This window comes from Desulfopila inferna (assembly GCF_016919005.1).
In the GTDB taxonomy this organism is placed as follows: Bacteria; Desulfobacterota; Desulfobulbia; order Desulfobulbales; family Desulfocapsaceae; genus Desulfopila_A; species Desulfopila_A inferna.
Window position 1 is genome coordinate 286,336 of record NZ_JAFFQE010000003.1, and the last position, 17,309, is coordinate 303,644.

General features: G+C 46.6%; 16 protein-coding genes. 1 reads left to right on the plus strand and 15 read right to left on the minus strand.

Translation table 11 applies throughout. The features are described from left to right. The 7 genes from JWG88_RS09520 to JWG88_RS09550 all read right to left on the minus strand — a co-directional run bounded on the left by JWG88_RS09520 (position 1) and on the right by JWG88_RS09550 (position 8,537). Entirely contained in the window at positions 1-585 is a 585-nt protein-coding gene (locus JWG88_RS09520) for an amino acid synthesis family protein (protein WP_205233496.1), read from the minus strand. 87 nt (positions 586-672) lie between these two features. Next, entirely contained in the window at positions 673-1,389 is a 717-nt protein-coding gene (locus JWG88_RS09525; RefSeq protein ID WP_205233497.1) for a GntR family transcriptional regulator, read from the minus strand. Between the two features lie 272 nt (positions 1,390-1,661). Continuing rightward, positions 1,662-3,086 carry a glutamate mutase L gene (locus JWG88_RS09530; RefSeq protein ID WP_205233498.1) on the minus strand — a complete coding sequence of 475 codons (1,425 nt, stop codon included), beginning with the start codon at positions 3,084-3,086 and terminating at the stop codon, positions 1,662-1,664. A 23-nt stretch (positions 3,087-3,109) separates the two neighbouring features. Continuing rightward, positions 3,110-4,237: a 2-methylaconitate cis-trans isomerase PrpF family protein gene (locus JWG88_RS09535; RefSeq protein ID WP_353740672.1), complete on the minus strand. Its 1,128-nt coding sequence runs from the start codon at positions 4,235-4,237 to the stop codon at positions 3,110-3,112. Positions 4,238-4,316: 79 nt separating this feature from the next. Beyond that, positions 4,317-6,191 carry a cobalamin-dependent protein gene (locus tag JWG88_RS09540; RefSeq protein ID WP_205233500.1) on the minus strand — a complete coding sequence of 625 codons (1,875 nt, stop codon included), beginning with the start codon at positions 6,189-6,191 and terminating at the stop codon, positions 4,317-4,319. Between the two features lie 25 nt (positions 6,192-6,216). Further along, entirely contained in the window at positions 6,217-7,632 is a 1,416-nt protein-coding gene (locus JWG88_RS09545; protein WP_205233501.1) for a hypothetical protein, read from the minus strand. After that, positions 7,629-8,537 carry an NAD(P)-dependent oxidoreductase gene (locus JWG88_RS09550; protein ID WP_205233502.1) on the minus strand — a complete coding sequence of 303 codons (909 nt, stop codon included), beginning with the start codon at positions 8,535-8,537 and terminating at the stop codon, positions 7,629-7,631. The genes JWG88_RS09545 and JWG88_RS09550 overlap by 4 nt, the downstream gene beginning before the upstream one ends. Positions 8,538-8,972: 435 nt before the next feature. Here JWG88_RS09550 and JWG88_RS09555 point away from each other — a divergent pair, with 435 nt between their 5' ends. Next, positions 8,973-9,662, plus strand: coding sequence for a transglutaminase-like domain-containing protein (locus JWG88_RS09555; RefSeq protein WP_205233503.1), 690 nt, complete (start codon positions 8,973-8,975; stop codon positions 9,660-9,662). Positions 9,663-9,765: 103 nt separating this feature from the next. Here JWG88_RS09555 and JWG88_RS09560 read toward each other — a convergent pair whose 3' ends face one another. The 8 genes from JWG88_RS09560 to JWG88_RS09595 form a co-directional block, all read right to left on the minus strand. Next, complete coding sequence (locus tag JWG88_RS09560) at positions 9,766-10,566, minus strand: dihydropteroate synthase (protein WP_205233504.1); 801 nt, start codon at positions 10,564-10,566, stop codon at positions 9,766-9,768. Between the two features lie 38 nt (positions 10,567-10,604). Beyond that, a complete protein-coding gene (locus JWG88_RS09565; RefSeq protein WP_205233505.1) occupies positions 10,605-11,237 on the minus strand; it encodes a cobalamin B12-binding domain-containing protein in 633 nt (210 codons plus the stop codon). Between the two features lie 160 nt (positions 11,238-11,397). Beyond that, complete coding sequence (locus JWG88_RS09570; RefSeq protein ID WP_205233506.1) at positions 11,398-12,846, minus strand: trimethylamine methyltransferase family protein; 1,449 nt, start codon at positions 12,844-12,846, stop codon at positions 11,398-11,400. A gap of 142 nt (positions 12,847-12,988) precedes the next feature. Further along, positions 12,989-14,293 (minus strand): TRAP transporter large permease, encoded by a 1,305-nt coding sequence (locus tag JWG88_RS09575; RefSeq protein ID WP_205233507.1) that lies wholly within the window; start codon positions 14,291-14,293, stop codon positions 12,989-12,991. After that, positions 14,293-14,802 carry a TRAP transporter small permease gene (locus JWG88_RS09580; protein ID WP_205233508.1) on the minus strand — a complete coding sequence of 170 codons (510 nt, stop codon included), beginning with the start codon at positions 14,800-14,802 and terminating at the stop codon, positions 14,293-14,295. The genes JWG88_RS09575 and JWG88_RS09580 overlap by 1 nt, the downstream gene beginning before the upstream one ends. Before the next feature lie 71 nt (positions 14,803-14,873). After that, entirely contained in the window at positions 14,874-15,767 is an 894-nt protein-coding gene (locus JWG88_RS09585; RefSeq protein ID WP_205233509.1) for a TRAP transporter substrate-binding protein, read from the minus strand. A 727-nt stretch (positions 15,768-16,494) separates the two neighbouring features. Beyond that, positions 16,495-16,701, minus strand: a complete 207-nt coding sequence (locus JWG88_RS09590) for a tautomerase family protein (protein WP_205233510.1) — start codon at positions 16,699-16,701, stop codon at positions 16,495-16,497. A gap of 246 nt (positions 16,702-16,947) precedes the next feature. Then, entirely contained in the window at positions 16,948-17,253 is a 306-nt protein-coding gene (locus JWG88_RS09595; RefSeq protein WP_205233511.1) for a hypothetical protein, read from the minus strand. Between the last annotated feature and the right edge of the window lie 56 nt (positions 17,254-17,309).

A 17,309-nucleotide genomic window follows, 5' to 3' on the forward strand; every position in this document is an offset into this window, starting at 1 on the left:
TTAACGCAATCCATCTTCACCTTTAACCTCAGCTGCAGTGAGTCCGCCTACCCGGGGAAAAGGCCGCCCAGAATCGGTAATACCAACGATGAGAACCAGTTCATCATCCTTGGGAGCGTCTGGTATCCTTACTTCCATCGCATCAAAATGACTTCTCACATAAGCGGCATTCTTATGGCCCAAGGGAAGATCAATAGCACATCCCGGACCACCAAGTTTTTTGGCGGACGGTAGTAGTGCTTTGCCACCGTCAACATTTTCACGTATAGGTGTACCTAGAGCGGGGTGCATGAGAGCGGCGCAATGCTCTCTTTCACCTTTAAGGCCGGCGATTGCCGCCTTGCCATAGCTCTCTACTTCTTGTTCCGTTATGCCCAGCGCAGCAACCGCCTTTTTGGTCAAAAGAGTGCCAAGCTCCTTGCTGTATTCATACAGAAGGCTGAGATCTTCCTGATATATACCTGCATAAGGGTTCTTAAATACAGCGGCGCAGGCAGCCTTTCGCGTGGGTTTGTCCAGGGATTTAACTCCATCAGCGTGTGTTTCTTCAACAATGGTATAAATGGTCCTTATTTCCGGTTTCATATAACACTCCTCCCTCTTCCATTAGGACAATCTTTGGTGATCGATTCTCAAGCTTCCTGAACTCAATCTCCTGTGATCCTGTCAGTCTTATGATGACATTGTATTGGCAGCATGATTCCTGCTAGAAATTTTTTTGACCAAAAAAACCAAGGCCTTGAGTACATGTTCTTCCATAAGAGCCAGCGTTTCCTTCTTATTTCCTTGCCTGATTGCATTAAGAATATTGCGGTGGTAATTAAGAGAAGATGTGAGATGCTCCGGCTCCTGAAACGACTTATAACTCATGATTGAGATTTGATAACGAAGCTGCTTTTCCAGCTCCATCATACGACGATTTCCGGAGAGGCTCATGATTGTCTCGTGGAAGGCACGGTGTGCTGCCTGGTAATCCCTCAAGTTCGGAGGATTTGCTTGGGCATATTTTTCCATCAGCTCAACATGAGTTGCCATTTCACGTATTGATTCTTCAGTCATGACTTCCATAGCCAATTCCGATGCCTTCTGATAGAGCATGGCTACAATAGTATAAACTTCCTCTACATCTTTTGGAGTAAACTCAGACACATACACTCCGCGACGAGGTTTACGCATCACGAGCCCGTTGGCCTCAAGGGTCTTAAATGCTTCCCTGATAGGGGGTCTGCTGATGGCAAATAATTTACAGAGTTCATCTTCTTTGAGTTGCTGGCCTTGGTGGAAGGCCCCGGTTATAATCAATTCTCGAATCTGTGTCGTTACCAGATCGGCAAGAGACGACACTTCCATTCCCAGACTTTTCTTTCGTTCTACCTGTCCCAATGACATACTGTTCCCATTTATCTCCAATGAATCTCCCCCTTTTGTTTTTTTGGATTAATTTCAGGAAATAATTCTCTTCATAACTTAGCAATCATTCCCACTTTTCCTGTACATCGCATACAACACATAATGTACTTTGTATACAATTTAACTGTCAAGGGGGGGTCTCATTGAATGTTTTTACCAACCTCTTTAAAATTTAGCCTCTTCATCCAGTTAAAAGCTTCAGTTGCAATTTCCCGGATGAACAAAGTAATTCTGATCATCCATTGGTATTTTTATGATATCATTAAATATTGCTTCGCAAACTGTAATGCTTTATCAGGATATTTTCGGGATAACGCGCCAATGACATACATCAGGTACTTGTCGTCAAAATAGACCGAGTACGATTCCGGCAAAAGAGATACCCCTCGGTTCTTCATGGCTTCTTTAATAATGGTCTCCCTTTCAGGAGAGGCGGTATGCGCAAATAGTCCGCCGACGGCGATTACCTTAGTAATTCCCCGCAGGTCTCTTCCTATGGGGGTTCCAGGTGCAATACCCATGACCGGGTTGTACTCCTGAGCGATATATCCGGCGTGCCGCTTTAATGCAATTTCAATAGCGGAAATGGCTAGCGCCCTGTCGAATTGATGCTCGATTTCCGTTGCAGCAATATGCTCTGGATTCTCTTCGAGAAAAACAGTGTAATCCTTGAGTCTGGATGAAAACTCATCTCCTGATTTTCCTATTTTCGCTAGAACGCCTGCAGGACCAACTGTTTCTAGAATTCCAGTGGCACTGATACGCATTCCCAGATTGCCCTCGACTGTCCTGTAGGCAGCTTGTTTCTCATTGGTAATCACAAGCCCTCTTTCTTCAATCGAGAGTTTTTCAAGACCGGGAATGATGGAATGGATATCCGTTGTGGCGCCGCCAATATCAATAACAATTATATCTCCGACTCCATCCTCAGCAAAGGTCCCACAGGCAAGGAGTTCAGCCGCCATAAGGATTGCGCCGGGAGTTGGAATAATGACATTGTCGGAAACAATATCGACGAGCTTGTTGAGGCCTTTTGCAAGGGAAATCTGCTTGATGAATTCTTCATGGATGGCCTCTCTGGCTCTGTCTACCTTCAGTTCATGAATTGTGGGCATTACATTGGCTACACGCTTTGAGAGCACTCCGGCTTTGCTGAGAATTTCCTGGACTTCCATTTGAGCCGATATATTGCCGGCAATAATGACCACCGCCTTTACCTTGGAGGCGACGATGTGACGGGCATTTTCAATAATATTGGAGTAATCCCCGCCGTCCGTGCCCCCCGCAAGAAGGATGATGTCCGGCTGAATTTCCCGCAGAATTTCAATTCGGTACTCTGGTGGATCCTCATGAGTAACAATCTCAAGAACTCTGGCTCCGGCGTTCATGGAAACTTCTTTAGCAGCTTTTGCCGTGACTCTGGGCATGTAGCCCATTGCCACCATGCGAAGTCCTCCTGCTGCACTGCTGGTTGAGAAAAATCTACTCTCCTCCGTCAAACGAATTCCTCGTTTTGCTATAGCCTCATTGGCATTAGCTATGCCGGATTGAATATCTGTCACTGTGGTGGGAACCTGATCCCGGGCCAGCAGTGACAGATGGGACTCAATCATAGAAAATGCGGTGACCTTGGTGTACGTACTGCCGACGTCATATACCACAAGATTCGCTTCCATAGGAACTATCCTTTCTCTTTTCTTTAGCGTATCCAGACGTAGCCTTCCATTATTCTGCGGGCGGTTCTGGCAAAGGCGGCTCGCTCTATACAGCCATCCTTCACCCTTGCCTCAAGTACAATGACACCGGCCGGATGGCCTATGCGAACCGTCTCAACGGATTCAGGTTCAGTAATCATTTCATGGACTATGGTGCCGGGGATCTTGGCGGCGGCCCCAGTGCAAACGGTTCCCGTGCCGGCATAAGTCTTATGCAGAACCTGCATAAACATGAGGCGTGAAACCAGGGAAATATCGGAGCTCGCAATCATCTTGCCGCTGGTAAAATCTGCATAATCTGCAGGCTTGGATACCATTGCAATCATAGGAAAGGCCGGACTTTTCTCGGTTGCCTCCTGTGGAGTTTCCGCCATACCTATAAGTACCGCAACTGTGGATCGTACTTCTTCCAGTCGTTTGAGGAGCTCAGAATTGCTGTTTATCTCATCCGGAGACTCAATCCCTTTAATCCCCATATCTTCGGCTCTCACAAATACCATTGGATTTGCACAATCAACGATAGAAACCTCAATGGAACCGGAGGAGGTGCTGATGGTGTCTACAACATTTCCAGTGGGAAGAAGTTTTCCTGTTACCGAACCTGCAGTACCTGCGAAATTCAACATGATCTTTGAGCCGGTGCCGGGTACGCCGGCTATTCTGCACTCGCCCGTCACCTTAGCCCGTCCACCTTCTACTTCCACCTCAGCTTCCAGAATCTTACCCGTGTTGGTGTTATGAATTCTTACCTTGGTAAACGGTTCAATCGCTTTGACAAAACCTTCATCGATAGCATAAGGTCCGACCCCTGAGGAAATATTGCCGCAGTTCCCTGAATAATCCACCACCGGCTGACTTATGCCTACCTGGGCGAAAGTATAATCGACATCCGCCTGTGGATGACTGGATGGAGCGATTATGGCAAGCTTACTCGTCAGAGGATCTGCACCGCCTAAGCCATCTATCTGCCGGATATCAGGACTTCCGAATATCGACAGTATCATTTCATCCCGAAGTTTTTTATCCTGGGGCAGATGATTCGATTTGATAAAAATGCCTTTACTCGTGCCACCTCTCATAATTACACAAGGGATTCGTTTCATTTCAGCCATCATGTATTCCGCTCCTCGTTTTTCAGGGTTAGTACCTCACAATCTGTTTTCTTGTTTTTTTTTGCAAGAAACGGACTTTCTAAAGGTTCTTCTCCAGCTTTGTTGAGTTAGATTCTTTTTCTGCTATCTTGTTGTCCAACCACTCGATGAAATCGTCAGGCTTTGTGCCAGGTCCAAAAAAACCATCTACACCCAGAAATTCCGGTCCCTCAATACGAATCTTCTCCTCGAACTGAAAGTGCTCCTCTTCTTTTTCTGCTATTCTTCCACCGGCAACGACAAGGACTTTATCTCTTAGCTCAAGCTCGATAAGCCGGCGACTGACCCGGGGAAAAAGATCAATGCCCAGACCAAGAAGGTTACTCATTCCTAGAATATCCGCGTCCGTTTCCGCCACAACCTCGGCAACAGTTTCCGGCAGGTTCATACCCCGCAGAAAGACAACTTCAAATCCGGCATCTTCCAATGAATCTTTGATAAGATTAACACCTGATACATGGGCGTCTGCACCTATGGTTGCCAACACGACCTTCTGTTTACGGCTGATTTGTGGAACCTTGACTGCCTTGACAGGCTCCCTGGTAAAGGCAAAATGCTTCTGATCAACCCCCAGCGGAGAAAAACCCGGCAGGTATCTTCGAATGCCGTCGCCATCCCGGTGCGTCTTTACATGACGTTTCAAGTCCCATCCTCCAGCCTTTGGTGCATCAAGAATCCCTGACTTACCGGCATTGACAATGAGATCAATCAAGACGTCCTTGTCAAATTGCTGCCAGAATGCAGCGGTAACATCAGCGGGATCAAGTTCACCCTCAAGCTTGAGAGCCTTAGCGAGAACACCCATGGCCTCTGAGAGGATCTCCTGTTTACGCTCTTCGATATACGGATCGGTGATTTCAACTTTATACGTGTTTTCAAAAACATTTTGGGCAGCCCACATAGCTTTGGCCATAGAAGCACCGGTGGGAATACCTACGGATTCAGCTGCCTTAGGTCTGAAAAAGTGAGCACCGCCTAATTTTGCGCTCACGGCCATTCTAGCGAAATGGGCAGCTTCGGCAATAAGATCTCCGGGAGGGTTCTGAAAGGTCTCCGGCACCACCACCAGCGAGGCACTCCACATGGTTTCCTTAAATGCTCGCATGGCGGCCAGATCGGCAAGAAGATTTATACCGGCTACGTTCATCTGCAGGGCACTGAGCTCCCGGGGCAAGCCGGCTTTCACAGCAAGACCTTCGGCAAGAAGGCACATGGCCAGGGCCATGCCATCGGTACCATCCAGATTGTTCAGGTGTTTGTGTGAGTCGGTCTGCACGAAGATGTTGTTGTCGGCACAGACCTCAAGAGCTTTGTAGCCATTTATCACCTTGGTTTTGTAATCATGTATCCCCCTGCCGCCAAAATGAACGTGGATGACCGGACCTATATCGGTTCCGTCAAATCCGGCGATAAAGGAATTGATGATGGTCAGGTGCGGGGTATCACCTGTAGCATTGACCCGCATGGGATGCTTTTCGCCTCCGCCGAGCTGGACCATTTCCCGCTCACCACTTGGCGTGATTCCACCCTTTCCTCTGGACTGCTCAATAAGCTCGCGCCCATCCAGAGGGTCAATATGACGGGTTGCCTCCGCATGGACAAAATGGAAGATACTGATTCCAAGCTGATCGGCCATCTTGTATATCTCAAGCGATTCCTTGTAGGTTTCCGCTCCACTGTTTCTGCCAAGGATGGGGTTAAGTATCGGAATTCCGGTTTGCTCTGCCTTTTGCGCCAACCTGTAAATTCTATAGCCATCCCGAACAACGCCATTGATTTCCCGTGGAAATGGTTCAGGAAGGCCGACGACGGTACCATCAGCCGCCACCTTCGGCATTGTTACTCCGAAGGTCTCTTCGTAGGCCTTGACCTGTTTTTCATCCTCAACAAGAATTCTTATCGTTTTCTCCTGCATTTCCTTCTCCTATTACCAGTTCGACTCACTGCACAATTTCTATCTGAAGAGATTCCGCCAGTATTCTGCAAAGCTCAATATCGGGCTCGGCATTGACCAAAGCCAATCGACCGCCGCCGCGGTTTCTGGCATCGACGACGCTTTTTCCCTCGGTTGTTTCAATGGTAATTCTCTGGAGCTGATACTCATCCACCTCGTTGATTACCACTTCGATACCATCAGCCTTGACTCTTTCCATTACTTCCTTGTACATCTTGCCGTCAGCGCTGGATGCTCCATAAACGGCACCCATGAGAATGCCAGGAATATTGATACCCCTTCTGGCAAAAAGTTCCGGATAAAGATCAATAATCACTTTACATATCTTGCCTTTTGCCAGAAAGTGGGCGAGCCGACCAGTATTGGTAGGAGATCCTACCGCCTGACTTGATCCACCGACAACCGCAGTTCCAAATGGTTTGATAATCTGGTTGGCATGTCGAGCCATATCACGAACCTCTTGCAAAGCCTTGTCATAAATCTTAGCTTTTCGAGTTTTATCTGCCATCTTTGTATCTGCATCCACATAGGCCTCAACAGCTTCGTTGGTCCTGAAATACGGCTCCATATAGCGGATTACTTCAGGAACGATACTTTTGGCGGAAACGGGATGTACTGCTGCAGCCAGAGCAATCATCACATCCACGGGGACGTTTATGGGAATTGTTGTATGCATGGCAAGGTGACTTGCGAGCTTTCCATTCATGATGGCGCCGCCGATGTGGGTCGCACACAAACCAGGAACCATCACCCGTGGAGTACAGGGAGTGCCAATCGTGGGAGATATGGCGAGAACAACTGCCCTTCCCAGCGCTTCCGGAGTTCCCCCTGCAATCTCGACAAATGCTGCCGCCGTCGCAGCAGATCCGGCCCCAAACCCTTCCATATTACAGCCGGTAGAGGTTTTTCCTACTCTGAAGATTGTGCCGATCTTAAGAAGAACTGCTGCAGCTCTGGCCACCTCCATTATCGGGTAATCCTCACTTACGGCTCTCACAAATCCGGCGTAGGGGCAGGAATCTCCGGTACCCGCGCAAGGCTGTAAGCCTACACTATGATTGCCGACCTGAGCAGCAAGAGTATACATAATCATTTTGTTAAGCAGTTGGTCTTCGATCACTCGAGGTGCGCCCTCATCTGCCATTTCATTGGCTACAGAACCAAACAGAAAGCTTGATTCACGGGTCAATCCGGCCGAAAGTGCTTTGAGATTATGAGAAAAGCTTTCCATCACCGTGTCAAGGACTTCCTCGAACGATAAACCTGTCTGCTGCATTGCCTCGAATATAACAACATCGCTGACCCGCTTTTCCGCCTCTGCGGCAATCTGGATACAGTCCCCTAAAGTCAGAGCACCTATCTCGAAACCATTCTTCTTTATACGGTCCTTAATATGCTTCACTTCTCCGCCTCAACTTTCTCTTCTCTTACCTCGATATCCATCAGCTCCTCCCATATTTTTATGACCGAGGACATATCCTCATCACCGTACCCCCGTGCCCGTGCCATTTCAAAAAGCTGTACCGCCTGGCTGGTCATGGGCAATGGCATTTTTGAATCACTGGCCGCATCCAATGCAAGCCCAAGATCCTTATATTGCAGATTCACCGCAAATCCTGGTTGGAAATTGCCCTTCATGATAAAGTTTCGCATCTTGGCATCGAGCACATAGCTTTTGCCTGAACCCTGACCGATAATCTCTTCCATCTTTTCAGCCTCAAGTCCCATTATTCTGCCTAGCACCAGAGCTTCCGCCAGTGCTGCCATATTCGCTCCAAGAAGCAAGTTGTTGACAATTTTTACGGCATCACCAGCTCCGACATCCCCCACGTGGACAATCTTTTTTCCCAAAAGCCTCAAGATGGGCAGAACCTTCTCAACAGATGTCGCCGGGGCACCCAACATAATAGTCAGACTACCGGCTTCAGCCCCTGAAACTCCACCACTAACAGGCGCATCCATATAATCAATGCCCTTTTTCTTCGCCTCTGCGGCAAGCATTCTCGTGGAATTTGGGTCTACACTGCTTAAATCTATAATGGTGTGGCCCTCAGTCGCGCCGACCAATACTCCCTCAATACCTGAAACCACCCGAATCACAATGGCCGAATTTGGCAAACTCAAAAATGTCAGCTGGGTTGCTTTTGCCACTTCACAAGGCGATGAACACATCACGGCTCCATCTTCTACCAGTTCTTCGACAGCTTTTTTCACCACATCATAGACAAAGAGATCGTGGCCGAGACCTATCAGCCGTTTAGCCATGGGTTTGCCCATTGCCCCCAGCCCAACAAATCCTAATTTCATTGGAAACCTTAAATTTTGATGTTTTTTGTTATTTTCAATTTTGTCATAGACATTTGAGCCTGGAATCTTCAAAGAATGAGACCATCCATGTCAAACTTTATGCTTTAATCGTTCGCATAATCGAAAATTATTGTATACAATAGACAACCCTTATGTCAAGAATAAAGAAGCAGACAAAACGGTTATGAAAAGGTCTGAACTTGAAACATAACGGAACAAAGAGTTGACTGTTGTGAGCATGAGTGAAACCTATTAACAGGTACAAGCTGATGCATTGATAAATTTTAAAGCGTAGCAAAGCAAAAAAAAAACAATTCCCGGGTAAAACCCTAAATTCAGAGCCTTTCATTCTGTTTTCCTGTTTTGTAAAAACAGAACTTATAAAGGTCGTCATCCAGCTCAGCTGGGACAGATTATTAATCGGGTATAACAGTCATGCACAACACAGAACTCTTAGCAGCTACCTCTTCGATGGATTTCCATCATCCTCTCATAGGCAAATTTATCGAGCGACACACTTTTCCAGGCGCCAGTGAAAGAGAGACTGCTGTCGCATTATATTACGCCGTTCGTGACGACATTCGTTACGATCCATACAGGATTGATTTGTCAATTCAAGGTTTACGCGCAAGCACATCTTTACAGTTAGGGTACGGATGGTGCGTATCAAAGGCGGTTTTGCTCGCGGCCTGCTGCAGAGCGAAAGGGCTTCAAGCAAGACTGGGATTTGCTGATGTGAAGAATCATCTGTCAACACCGCGCCTACGGGATTATATGCGGACGGATGTTTTTCTATGGCATGGATATACGGAAATCCTTCTTGGAGATCAATGGGTAAAAGCTACTCCGGCATTTAATAAAGAACTGTGCAAAAAAGCGAATGTCTCACCATTGGAATTCAATGGCGTACAAGATTCAACACTCCAACCTTTTGATTTAGAAGGTAATAAGTACATGGAGTACTTAAATGAGAGAGGACATTATAATGATCTCCCTCTGGGCTATATACAGGATACATTTAAGAAACATCACAGACAATTCAGAGAGATGGTCAATTGGGATTTCGATGCAGACATATCAATGAATGCACATAAAAAACTAAGGGGCGTTACAACCGAAACCTGATTCAGTCGAGGTCGGACTACTTCAAGACAACCCACTATTGAGAACCCCAATCCGGTCAAAAATCTTATCTTCAACCGGATCAATATCCGCGAAATATGCTGTCCTAAGAAATGATTTTTCCGGCACGAACACCCTTAATAAAATTCATGCAGAAATTATCATTACCTGCAATCATATCTGCAGTTTTGGTCAGGGCCATGATCTTATCGTCAAGTGGATCCATAATCGCGGAATCAAAACCGTTGGCCATCATCATGGCAAGAAAGCATCGGTTGATTAATCTGCGTTCCGGGAGTCCATAGGAAATGTTGGATAGGCCTCCTGTTGTATGAACACCATTGAGTTCTTTCACAATTCCTTTAATTGCCTCCATTGCTGTTATACCATTCTGAACATTTACGCTTAGAGGTTGAATGAGTGGATCAATGAAAATATCATCGCGTTTAAAACCGATATTTTCAAGTTCTGCAACTAAAGTGCATGCTCTTGAGATAATATCTTCTATTGTCTTAGGCATTCCTGAATCATCCATACACAGTGCAACAATCCTGCATTGTTTATCCTTGAGATAATGAATCATGGGTTCAAAACGATTTTTCTCAAGACTTATAGAATTGATCAGCGGCTTGTTTTTGACAAGACCATACGCCATTTCCAATATATCAGGATCAGGGCTGTCCAGACAAAGTGGCAGATCGGTCACCTCCTGGACTATTTCCAGGAGCCATTTCATGTCTTTTTCTTCATGCCCGATTCGAGCACCTGCATTAATGTCAATATAGGTGGCCCCAGCCTCGGTCTGCTGCCGCACATCATTTTGAATATATTCGGCATCACCTTCTGCTACGGCAGCCTGAACCCTTTTCAGGGTAGTGTTGATTCGCTCCCCAATGACAGTAAACATTGCTCTCCTCTTTTAAGGTATTAATTTTTTACAATTCATCACGAATGCATGGCTTTTGCCATCTTGCAGGCTACACCGGCATCAGGGGCGTATCCATCTACTTTAATTTCATCAGCAAATGCCTGATTAACCGGGGCACCGCCTATTAAAATTTTCATTGTATCTCTTAACCCTGCTTCCTCTATACAGGATACCGTTTTCTTCATCATCGGCAGAGTGGTGGTCAGCAGGGCGGAAAGTCCTACAATATTGGGTTTGTTTTCTTTAATGGCCTCAACGAATTTTTCCGGATCAACATCAACACCCAGATCAATAATCTCAAATCCTGCACTTTCGAGCATCATCACCACCAGATTTTTTCCGATATCATGAAGGTCTCCCTTTACAGTTCCAATAACTACTTTACCGGCAGATGATGCTTCTCCTTCCGAAAGCAGCGGCTTAAGGATTTCGACTGAAGCTCCCATAGCCTGTGCAGACATGAGAACCTCCGGTATGAACATCTCTCCCGTTTCCATTTTCTCGCCAACAATGTCCATACCGGCGATCAGTCCTTTTTGAAGAATATCATTAACTGGGATTCCAGCATCGATGGCTTTTTTAACGAGTTCCAGTAACTTCTCACCATCACCAGAAATGAGGGTCTCCGTTATAATTTGCAAATCCGACATAATATGAACTCCTTATAAATTTTGTTAACTAAAAAACAATGTATCGTCGTCCGACCAGTTTTTATTCCTTCAATAAGAAACAGTGTTTTGTCAGCATTTTGGTATCAGACAGATTTGGTTCTTGTTCGGGGACACATTTTGGCATGGATATCTTTCTCAGTTAATCACCAGTGCATAATCGTTCATCCGCCAGTGCCGTTATCCCTTCCATCTCCCTTTTAACACCTTCCGCTAATTCAATAGGCCCAGCATCCGCCATAATCTCGCGCAGGTATTTTTGAACCCGCTCATTAAGTCCCCGGCTCCCTTCGATGGCCCAAGAGTCTCGTGGACTGCGAGTAAAGTTAATGGGGACTGCAACCTCTCTGCAGTGCTTGAAGGTGTGAGTGCTGGTCAGGAATTGTCCACCAGGTTTGATTTCCATCAGCTCTTTGAAGGCCATTTGGTCGTCGTCAAACTCCATTTTTGCGAGAACCGCCTTGGTCATGCCAAAAATTTCATTATCGACGGCGAGAGCAATCGGACTTACCGAGCATGCGGTTTCCAATTGACCTGCACCGCCAAGCACCTGGGCACCATATCCGGCCATCAAAACTGCCCGCATTGCCCTTTCCACCATCCCCTGCCCATCTATGTCCGGAGAGTCTGAACCGCTGCCATATGTGTGACCGGGAAGACCAAATCCATCGAACATGAGTTGAACAAACAATGCAGACTGCCGAAGGGATTCAACACTTGATTGGAGGCTTCTTCCGGTTCTCATGTCGGCAGAAAACTGCAGAGAAGTGGCAACCACGGGAATCCCGGGATTAACCACTTGGGCCGCGGAAAGCATGACAAGATTTTCCGCAGCTGAGAGCATGACGGTACCGGGCGCAGTGAACGGGCCGGTAGCCCCAGAACCAGGGAGAGAGCATGTCTGCAGGGGACATCCATGGGTTGCAGCCTGATAGATAATCTCCATATCCATCCACTTAAAGTCAAAGGGGCTTAAAGAACAGGCAACAAAACTGGCTAAGGGGTTTTCTTTTAACGCCTCCTTGCTGCCAGCCGCCGCAACAAGAAGTTGGATGAGATATTCTACACTTTCACCGACGTAGGGTTGGATCCAAATATGTTTTTCCACATTCTCCAGCATAATCCTGAGCGAATGAATATCAGCTGTCGCAGAGGGGACATCATTGACCACAAGATATGGAATGTAATCGATGTGCTCTAATTTTTGGGCGAGGCGCGCCCAATACGCTAAATTGTCTTGCGTGACCCTGTGAAAGTCATTGGTTTCGGGATCAAGCCAATTCTGTCCACCAGTACAGGTTCTTGTATAAAACAGTCCTTCCGGGTGCGGGAACTTCATCGGATGCTTGCCTTTTTTGCCGACCAGAGTAAATTCCTTTGGTGCGCGGGCGACCTGTTCCTCAAGAAATGCTCTGGGAAATTTGACGATTTTCGAATCAAAATCGACTATAGCTCCCTCTTGATGGAAAAGATCGAGAATCAGTTTGTGATCGATGCGAGCCCCCCGTTTTCCCAGAAGCTCATAAATTCGATCTTTCGTGAGTTGAAGTTCATCATCTTTGTAGTAACGCATTCTCGTGTTGAAACTCATTGTATCTACTCCTTTGCTCACAGGCTGGCTGAAAGCAGCTCAACCTGGACAAATTATGATTTTTTTTTCGGTCGGTACAATGTTCTTAGTCAAAAGACCTTCTGCTCCGACACAATGACCATAAATCCGAAATTACCCGGCCTCAGCCTCCCTTGAGAAAATTAGGAAGCCACAAGGCGAGTTGGGGAAACATAAACAGCAACAATATATTGATATAAATTGGAATTAGAAACGGTAACGATCCCCGGACAATAGTTCCCATGGAATGATGAGGCACTACTCCTTTCAAGACGAAGAGGGTTAGTCCAAAAGGTGGAGTAATGGTGCTCTGCTCACCCGCCATTACGTAGACTATTCCCCACCATATGGGATTGATATCAAGACCTACAATAATAGGCATGACGAATGGAAAGGTGAGGAAAAGCATCGACCAAGAGTCGAAAAACATACCAAGAATTAGGTACATCACGAAAAAAAGCAGCAAGATACCATACTTTCCAACCGGGAGTGCGATGACAAAATCCTTTATCATGGGGATAATTCCCGCCGAATTGAAAACATGAGAAATCAGAGAACTCATGGCCATGATAAAAAGTGAAAACGCAGTAATCTTGACGGTATCCAGAAGACTTTTTTGCACGATGGCAAATGTCAATTTTCTATAAGCCAGCGTAAGAAGAATGCTCAGAAATGCACCCAGCGCAGCTGCCTCAGTAGGGGTCATGATGCCGCCGAATATGGCTCCCAATACCCCGAAAATAACTCCGGCAAAAGGAAACACCTCCAGCAAGGCCCGAAATTTGGCGCTCCAGGAATATTGAGCGGTGGCAGGGGCAAGAGATGGATTCAGCTTCACCTGAATGATAATGGCGATGATAAAAAGAAAAGTTAGAGTCAATCCCGGAATCAAACCGGCAGCAAGCAGGTCTACAATAGAAAGTCCCTGCCAGGCTCCGTAAAGGATCAGAAGAATGCTCGGCGGGATCAATGGCGCCAGCACCGTTCCAGAGGCGATTGATCCCAAGGCCAGTTTTGGAGAATATTTTTTCTTTTCCATGACAGGAAAAGCCACCTTTCCAAAGGTAGCCGTCGCGGCAATGGTTGATCCGCACATAGCGCCAAACACGGCATTTCCACAAATGACCGAGCATGCAAGGCCGCCCGGTAACCCCCCCACCCACTTTTCAATGGCACCGAAAAGGCGCTCGTTAATACCGGTATTCCCGAGTATTCCACCCATAAATATAAACAAAGGCAGAGCAGTCAAGGTAAAGGAGTTAAGTGCTCCGAAGGAGGTCTCTGCCAATTGGCCGAGGGGTTGATCTACATACCAAACTAGCCCGACAACCGCCGTAATTCCAACCGACCAGCCAATTTCGAGCCCTGAGATCAAAAGACAAAAAAGTAAACCCACCAATGCAAAGGCTATCAGAATTTGGTAATCCATTAGCTGTTCTCTCCTGCGGAATGTTTCATTGGGAGTATTGCCTTGATGACCTCTGCAATCAACTGCAACAACAGAAGTCCTGAACCAATCAAGAGAAATGACTGAGGGATGACCAGCGGTATCTTCAGCCAGGTGCCGCTTCGTGCTCCGAAGAAAATTGAATCCTGAAGCAATTCATAACTGCCGGCAATCAGCGGCCAACAAAAAATAACAGCAAGCGTCAAAGTGAAAAATCGCACCCATTTCCTCATCTTTTCCGGCAGGATATTGGTGAATAACTCAACACTCACATGACTGCGTTCTTTCCAGGTATAGCCGAGCCCTAGAAAAGTAATGGCCACTAGCATGTATCCACCCAGCTCTTCGGCAATTGAAATAGGTGCATTAAAAACATACCGGGTTATTACTTCTATAAGGACCATCACCATGAGGAGGAACACCAGCAAAGCAGGTATATATCCACTCAATATATCAGTAATTTTTTCTATTATTCCAATGAATTTTCGCATGAATTATCCAACCCGGTTCAGAATGGCTCCCGACAAAAATGCTATCGGCAGCCACTCAAAAGACAGAGAAATCATTTACCAGTAAAATTTCTATACTCGGTGACGGCGCTTTTAACCGCTTTCAGAAGTTTCGGGCGTTCCTCTTTCCAGGGGCCATCTGCCTCGAGCCATTCTTTTTCAACAACTGCGGCGCCCTCTACTGCCTTTGCCAGATCCGCCTTATTCAACCTGGTCCTTTTGACGCCGGACATATCCACAGTATCGAGGCTCATCACATATTCCGCAGTGGTTGATAAAGAAACCATCTGCTGCAGCTCGCGCCCTACTTCCATAACCACTTCCTGAAGATCAGCCGGCAATGCATTGAAGGACTTTTCGTTCAAGAGGGTAACCGCTGTCCAGGTGGGAGAAAGCGGTGTAATCGTGAAGTTTTTAGCTACCGTGGCGAGACCGATGGAGTATCCATATCCAAGACTTGTCAGAACTCCATCAATGGTTCCGGCCATCATTGCAGGAGCCAGTTCTGACCCCGCGATAGTAATAGGGCTAGCTCCTAGAGCTTTAACGCCCTGGGTCGGCAAATACCCGCCTACACGAATTTTCATGCCCTGGAGCTGGTCGAGAGTCGTAATATCTTTATTGCTCCAAATCCCGTTCGCTGGATCCCACTGGGTTACGAACCAGAATTTGAGATTATATTTTTTGAGAGTTTCGTCATATATTTTCATAACCTCGGGATCCTGATATACAGCCAATTCCTCAGCTAGCCCCTCAACTGGATCCTCGCTAACGATACCGGGAATCTCGCCCCAGTTCCAAATGGGATATGTTCCTGAAAGATAAGGCATGGCGATATCGCCCGCGTCAGCCTTACCTCTGGCTACAGCGGCAAACATGTCACCGGTTGAAAACATGCGCGGAATGATTTCCAGCTGGATGCGGCCGCCACTCCTTTCGTGAAGCATCCTTTGCATTTCTCCGCCTGGTCTATATATTTGGGATGCACGAAACTTGGGCCCCCAAATATCATTCCAGGCAAACTTTAGCGTATAGACTTTTTTATCCTCACTTAAGCCATCCGATGGTAACGCTGCGGTAAGCATTAATGCACAAACGATCCCTACCAGCCAATTCATCTTCTTGTTTAACATGGAAATCTCCTTCTTGTTTTTGAATGAGCCCCTTCTTTTTGCCCGTTAACCCGCTACGGCGCATTCCTATAAAAAACACCTTGCCCTGAATTCAATCAAATCAAGTAAACTCATTTCCACTTTGTATACAATAGACAACAAGTAAGTCAAGAATTTTTTTAAGCTGTCAAGCAGGGTGAGAATGCATAAAAATACAGCATAGCCGCAGCTTACTGAAGTTGTAGGATTTGAGTAATAGATGAAAATGCTATGCAATTTGCCATTGTTTGGATTTGGCGTGCAACGCATCCGAGATGCTCATACTTTTTCGAGCGGGTGAAAATGTGGGGCTGAAAGGTTATTCAACTTTACTCAGCTATAATAAGCATCACTTAAAAACGTATGGAAGGAGGCTTCTGTAGCAAAATTTTGTACTCATCGATTGCCGACGGAGAACAACCCGATCATGATCTGTTGCTGTGTTCGTGTAGATATTAAAAAAAATTATCATCGCTGTCGGAAGCAAATACCTGCTGTTTTTGCTTTCCTCTATATTCTGACATCAGCTCTTCCCCTTTTTCCGCAGATTGGTTACCTGCTCGCCGCCTATCCCCCAGTTATCCGTTTCTATCTCGTCAATTACCACTACGGTGGTGGCAGGATTTTTATGCAGCACTTTCTGAAGCAATTCGGTAACGCCTGAGATAAGCTCCGCTTTTTGCTGGGCAGTTACGCCCTCATTGGTCACTCTGATATTGACATACGGCATGCTACGACTCCTTCATGTAATTGTTTACGCTTGTAAAACAGGCCGAGCCGCCGCTCTGCCGCACGTGTTTTTCGCGTCGACCGTGGAGCATTGAATAACATAGTCGGCAATCGCTCCGCAGGTCACGTTCGCAACGGCGCCTGTCGCTGCACGGGCTCAATCGGAAGCACAAAGGCAGCACCTCGCCGAGGGTTTTCTCGAGGATAACCTTCCTGTTAATAGACGTAGGTGGTCTGGTATCAGTCGTTATTCGATGTGCTCTTTAGCCGTCCGCAGAGCAAGATCCCTATCCCTGGTAAACAGCTTCCACTTCATCTCCGAGGAGTGGATACCTGCCTCTTTGTCCTGGCCTCTACAGTAATACCAGTGTCCGAAACGTTCGACCGTGGAAAAGGGGTGATTCCTGGTACAGAACAATCCGCAGGGTTTCACCTCTTTGTAAAAGATAGTTTCGTCCGGATCTTCGATGTAGGCCATATTCCCTGGTAATTCAATCTGCGAGACATCAATGTTCTCTGCCTCCTTACTATCCAACCATTCCGATATTTTCATTCACTCTTTCTCCATCAGAAATGCACAAGACCTTTCTGCCGTGAAACGCCTTGCCG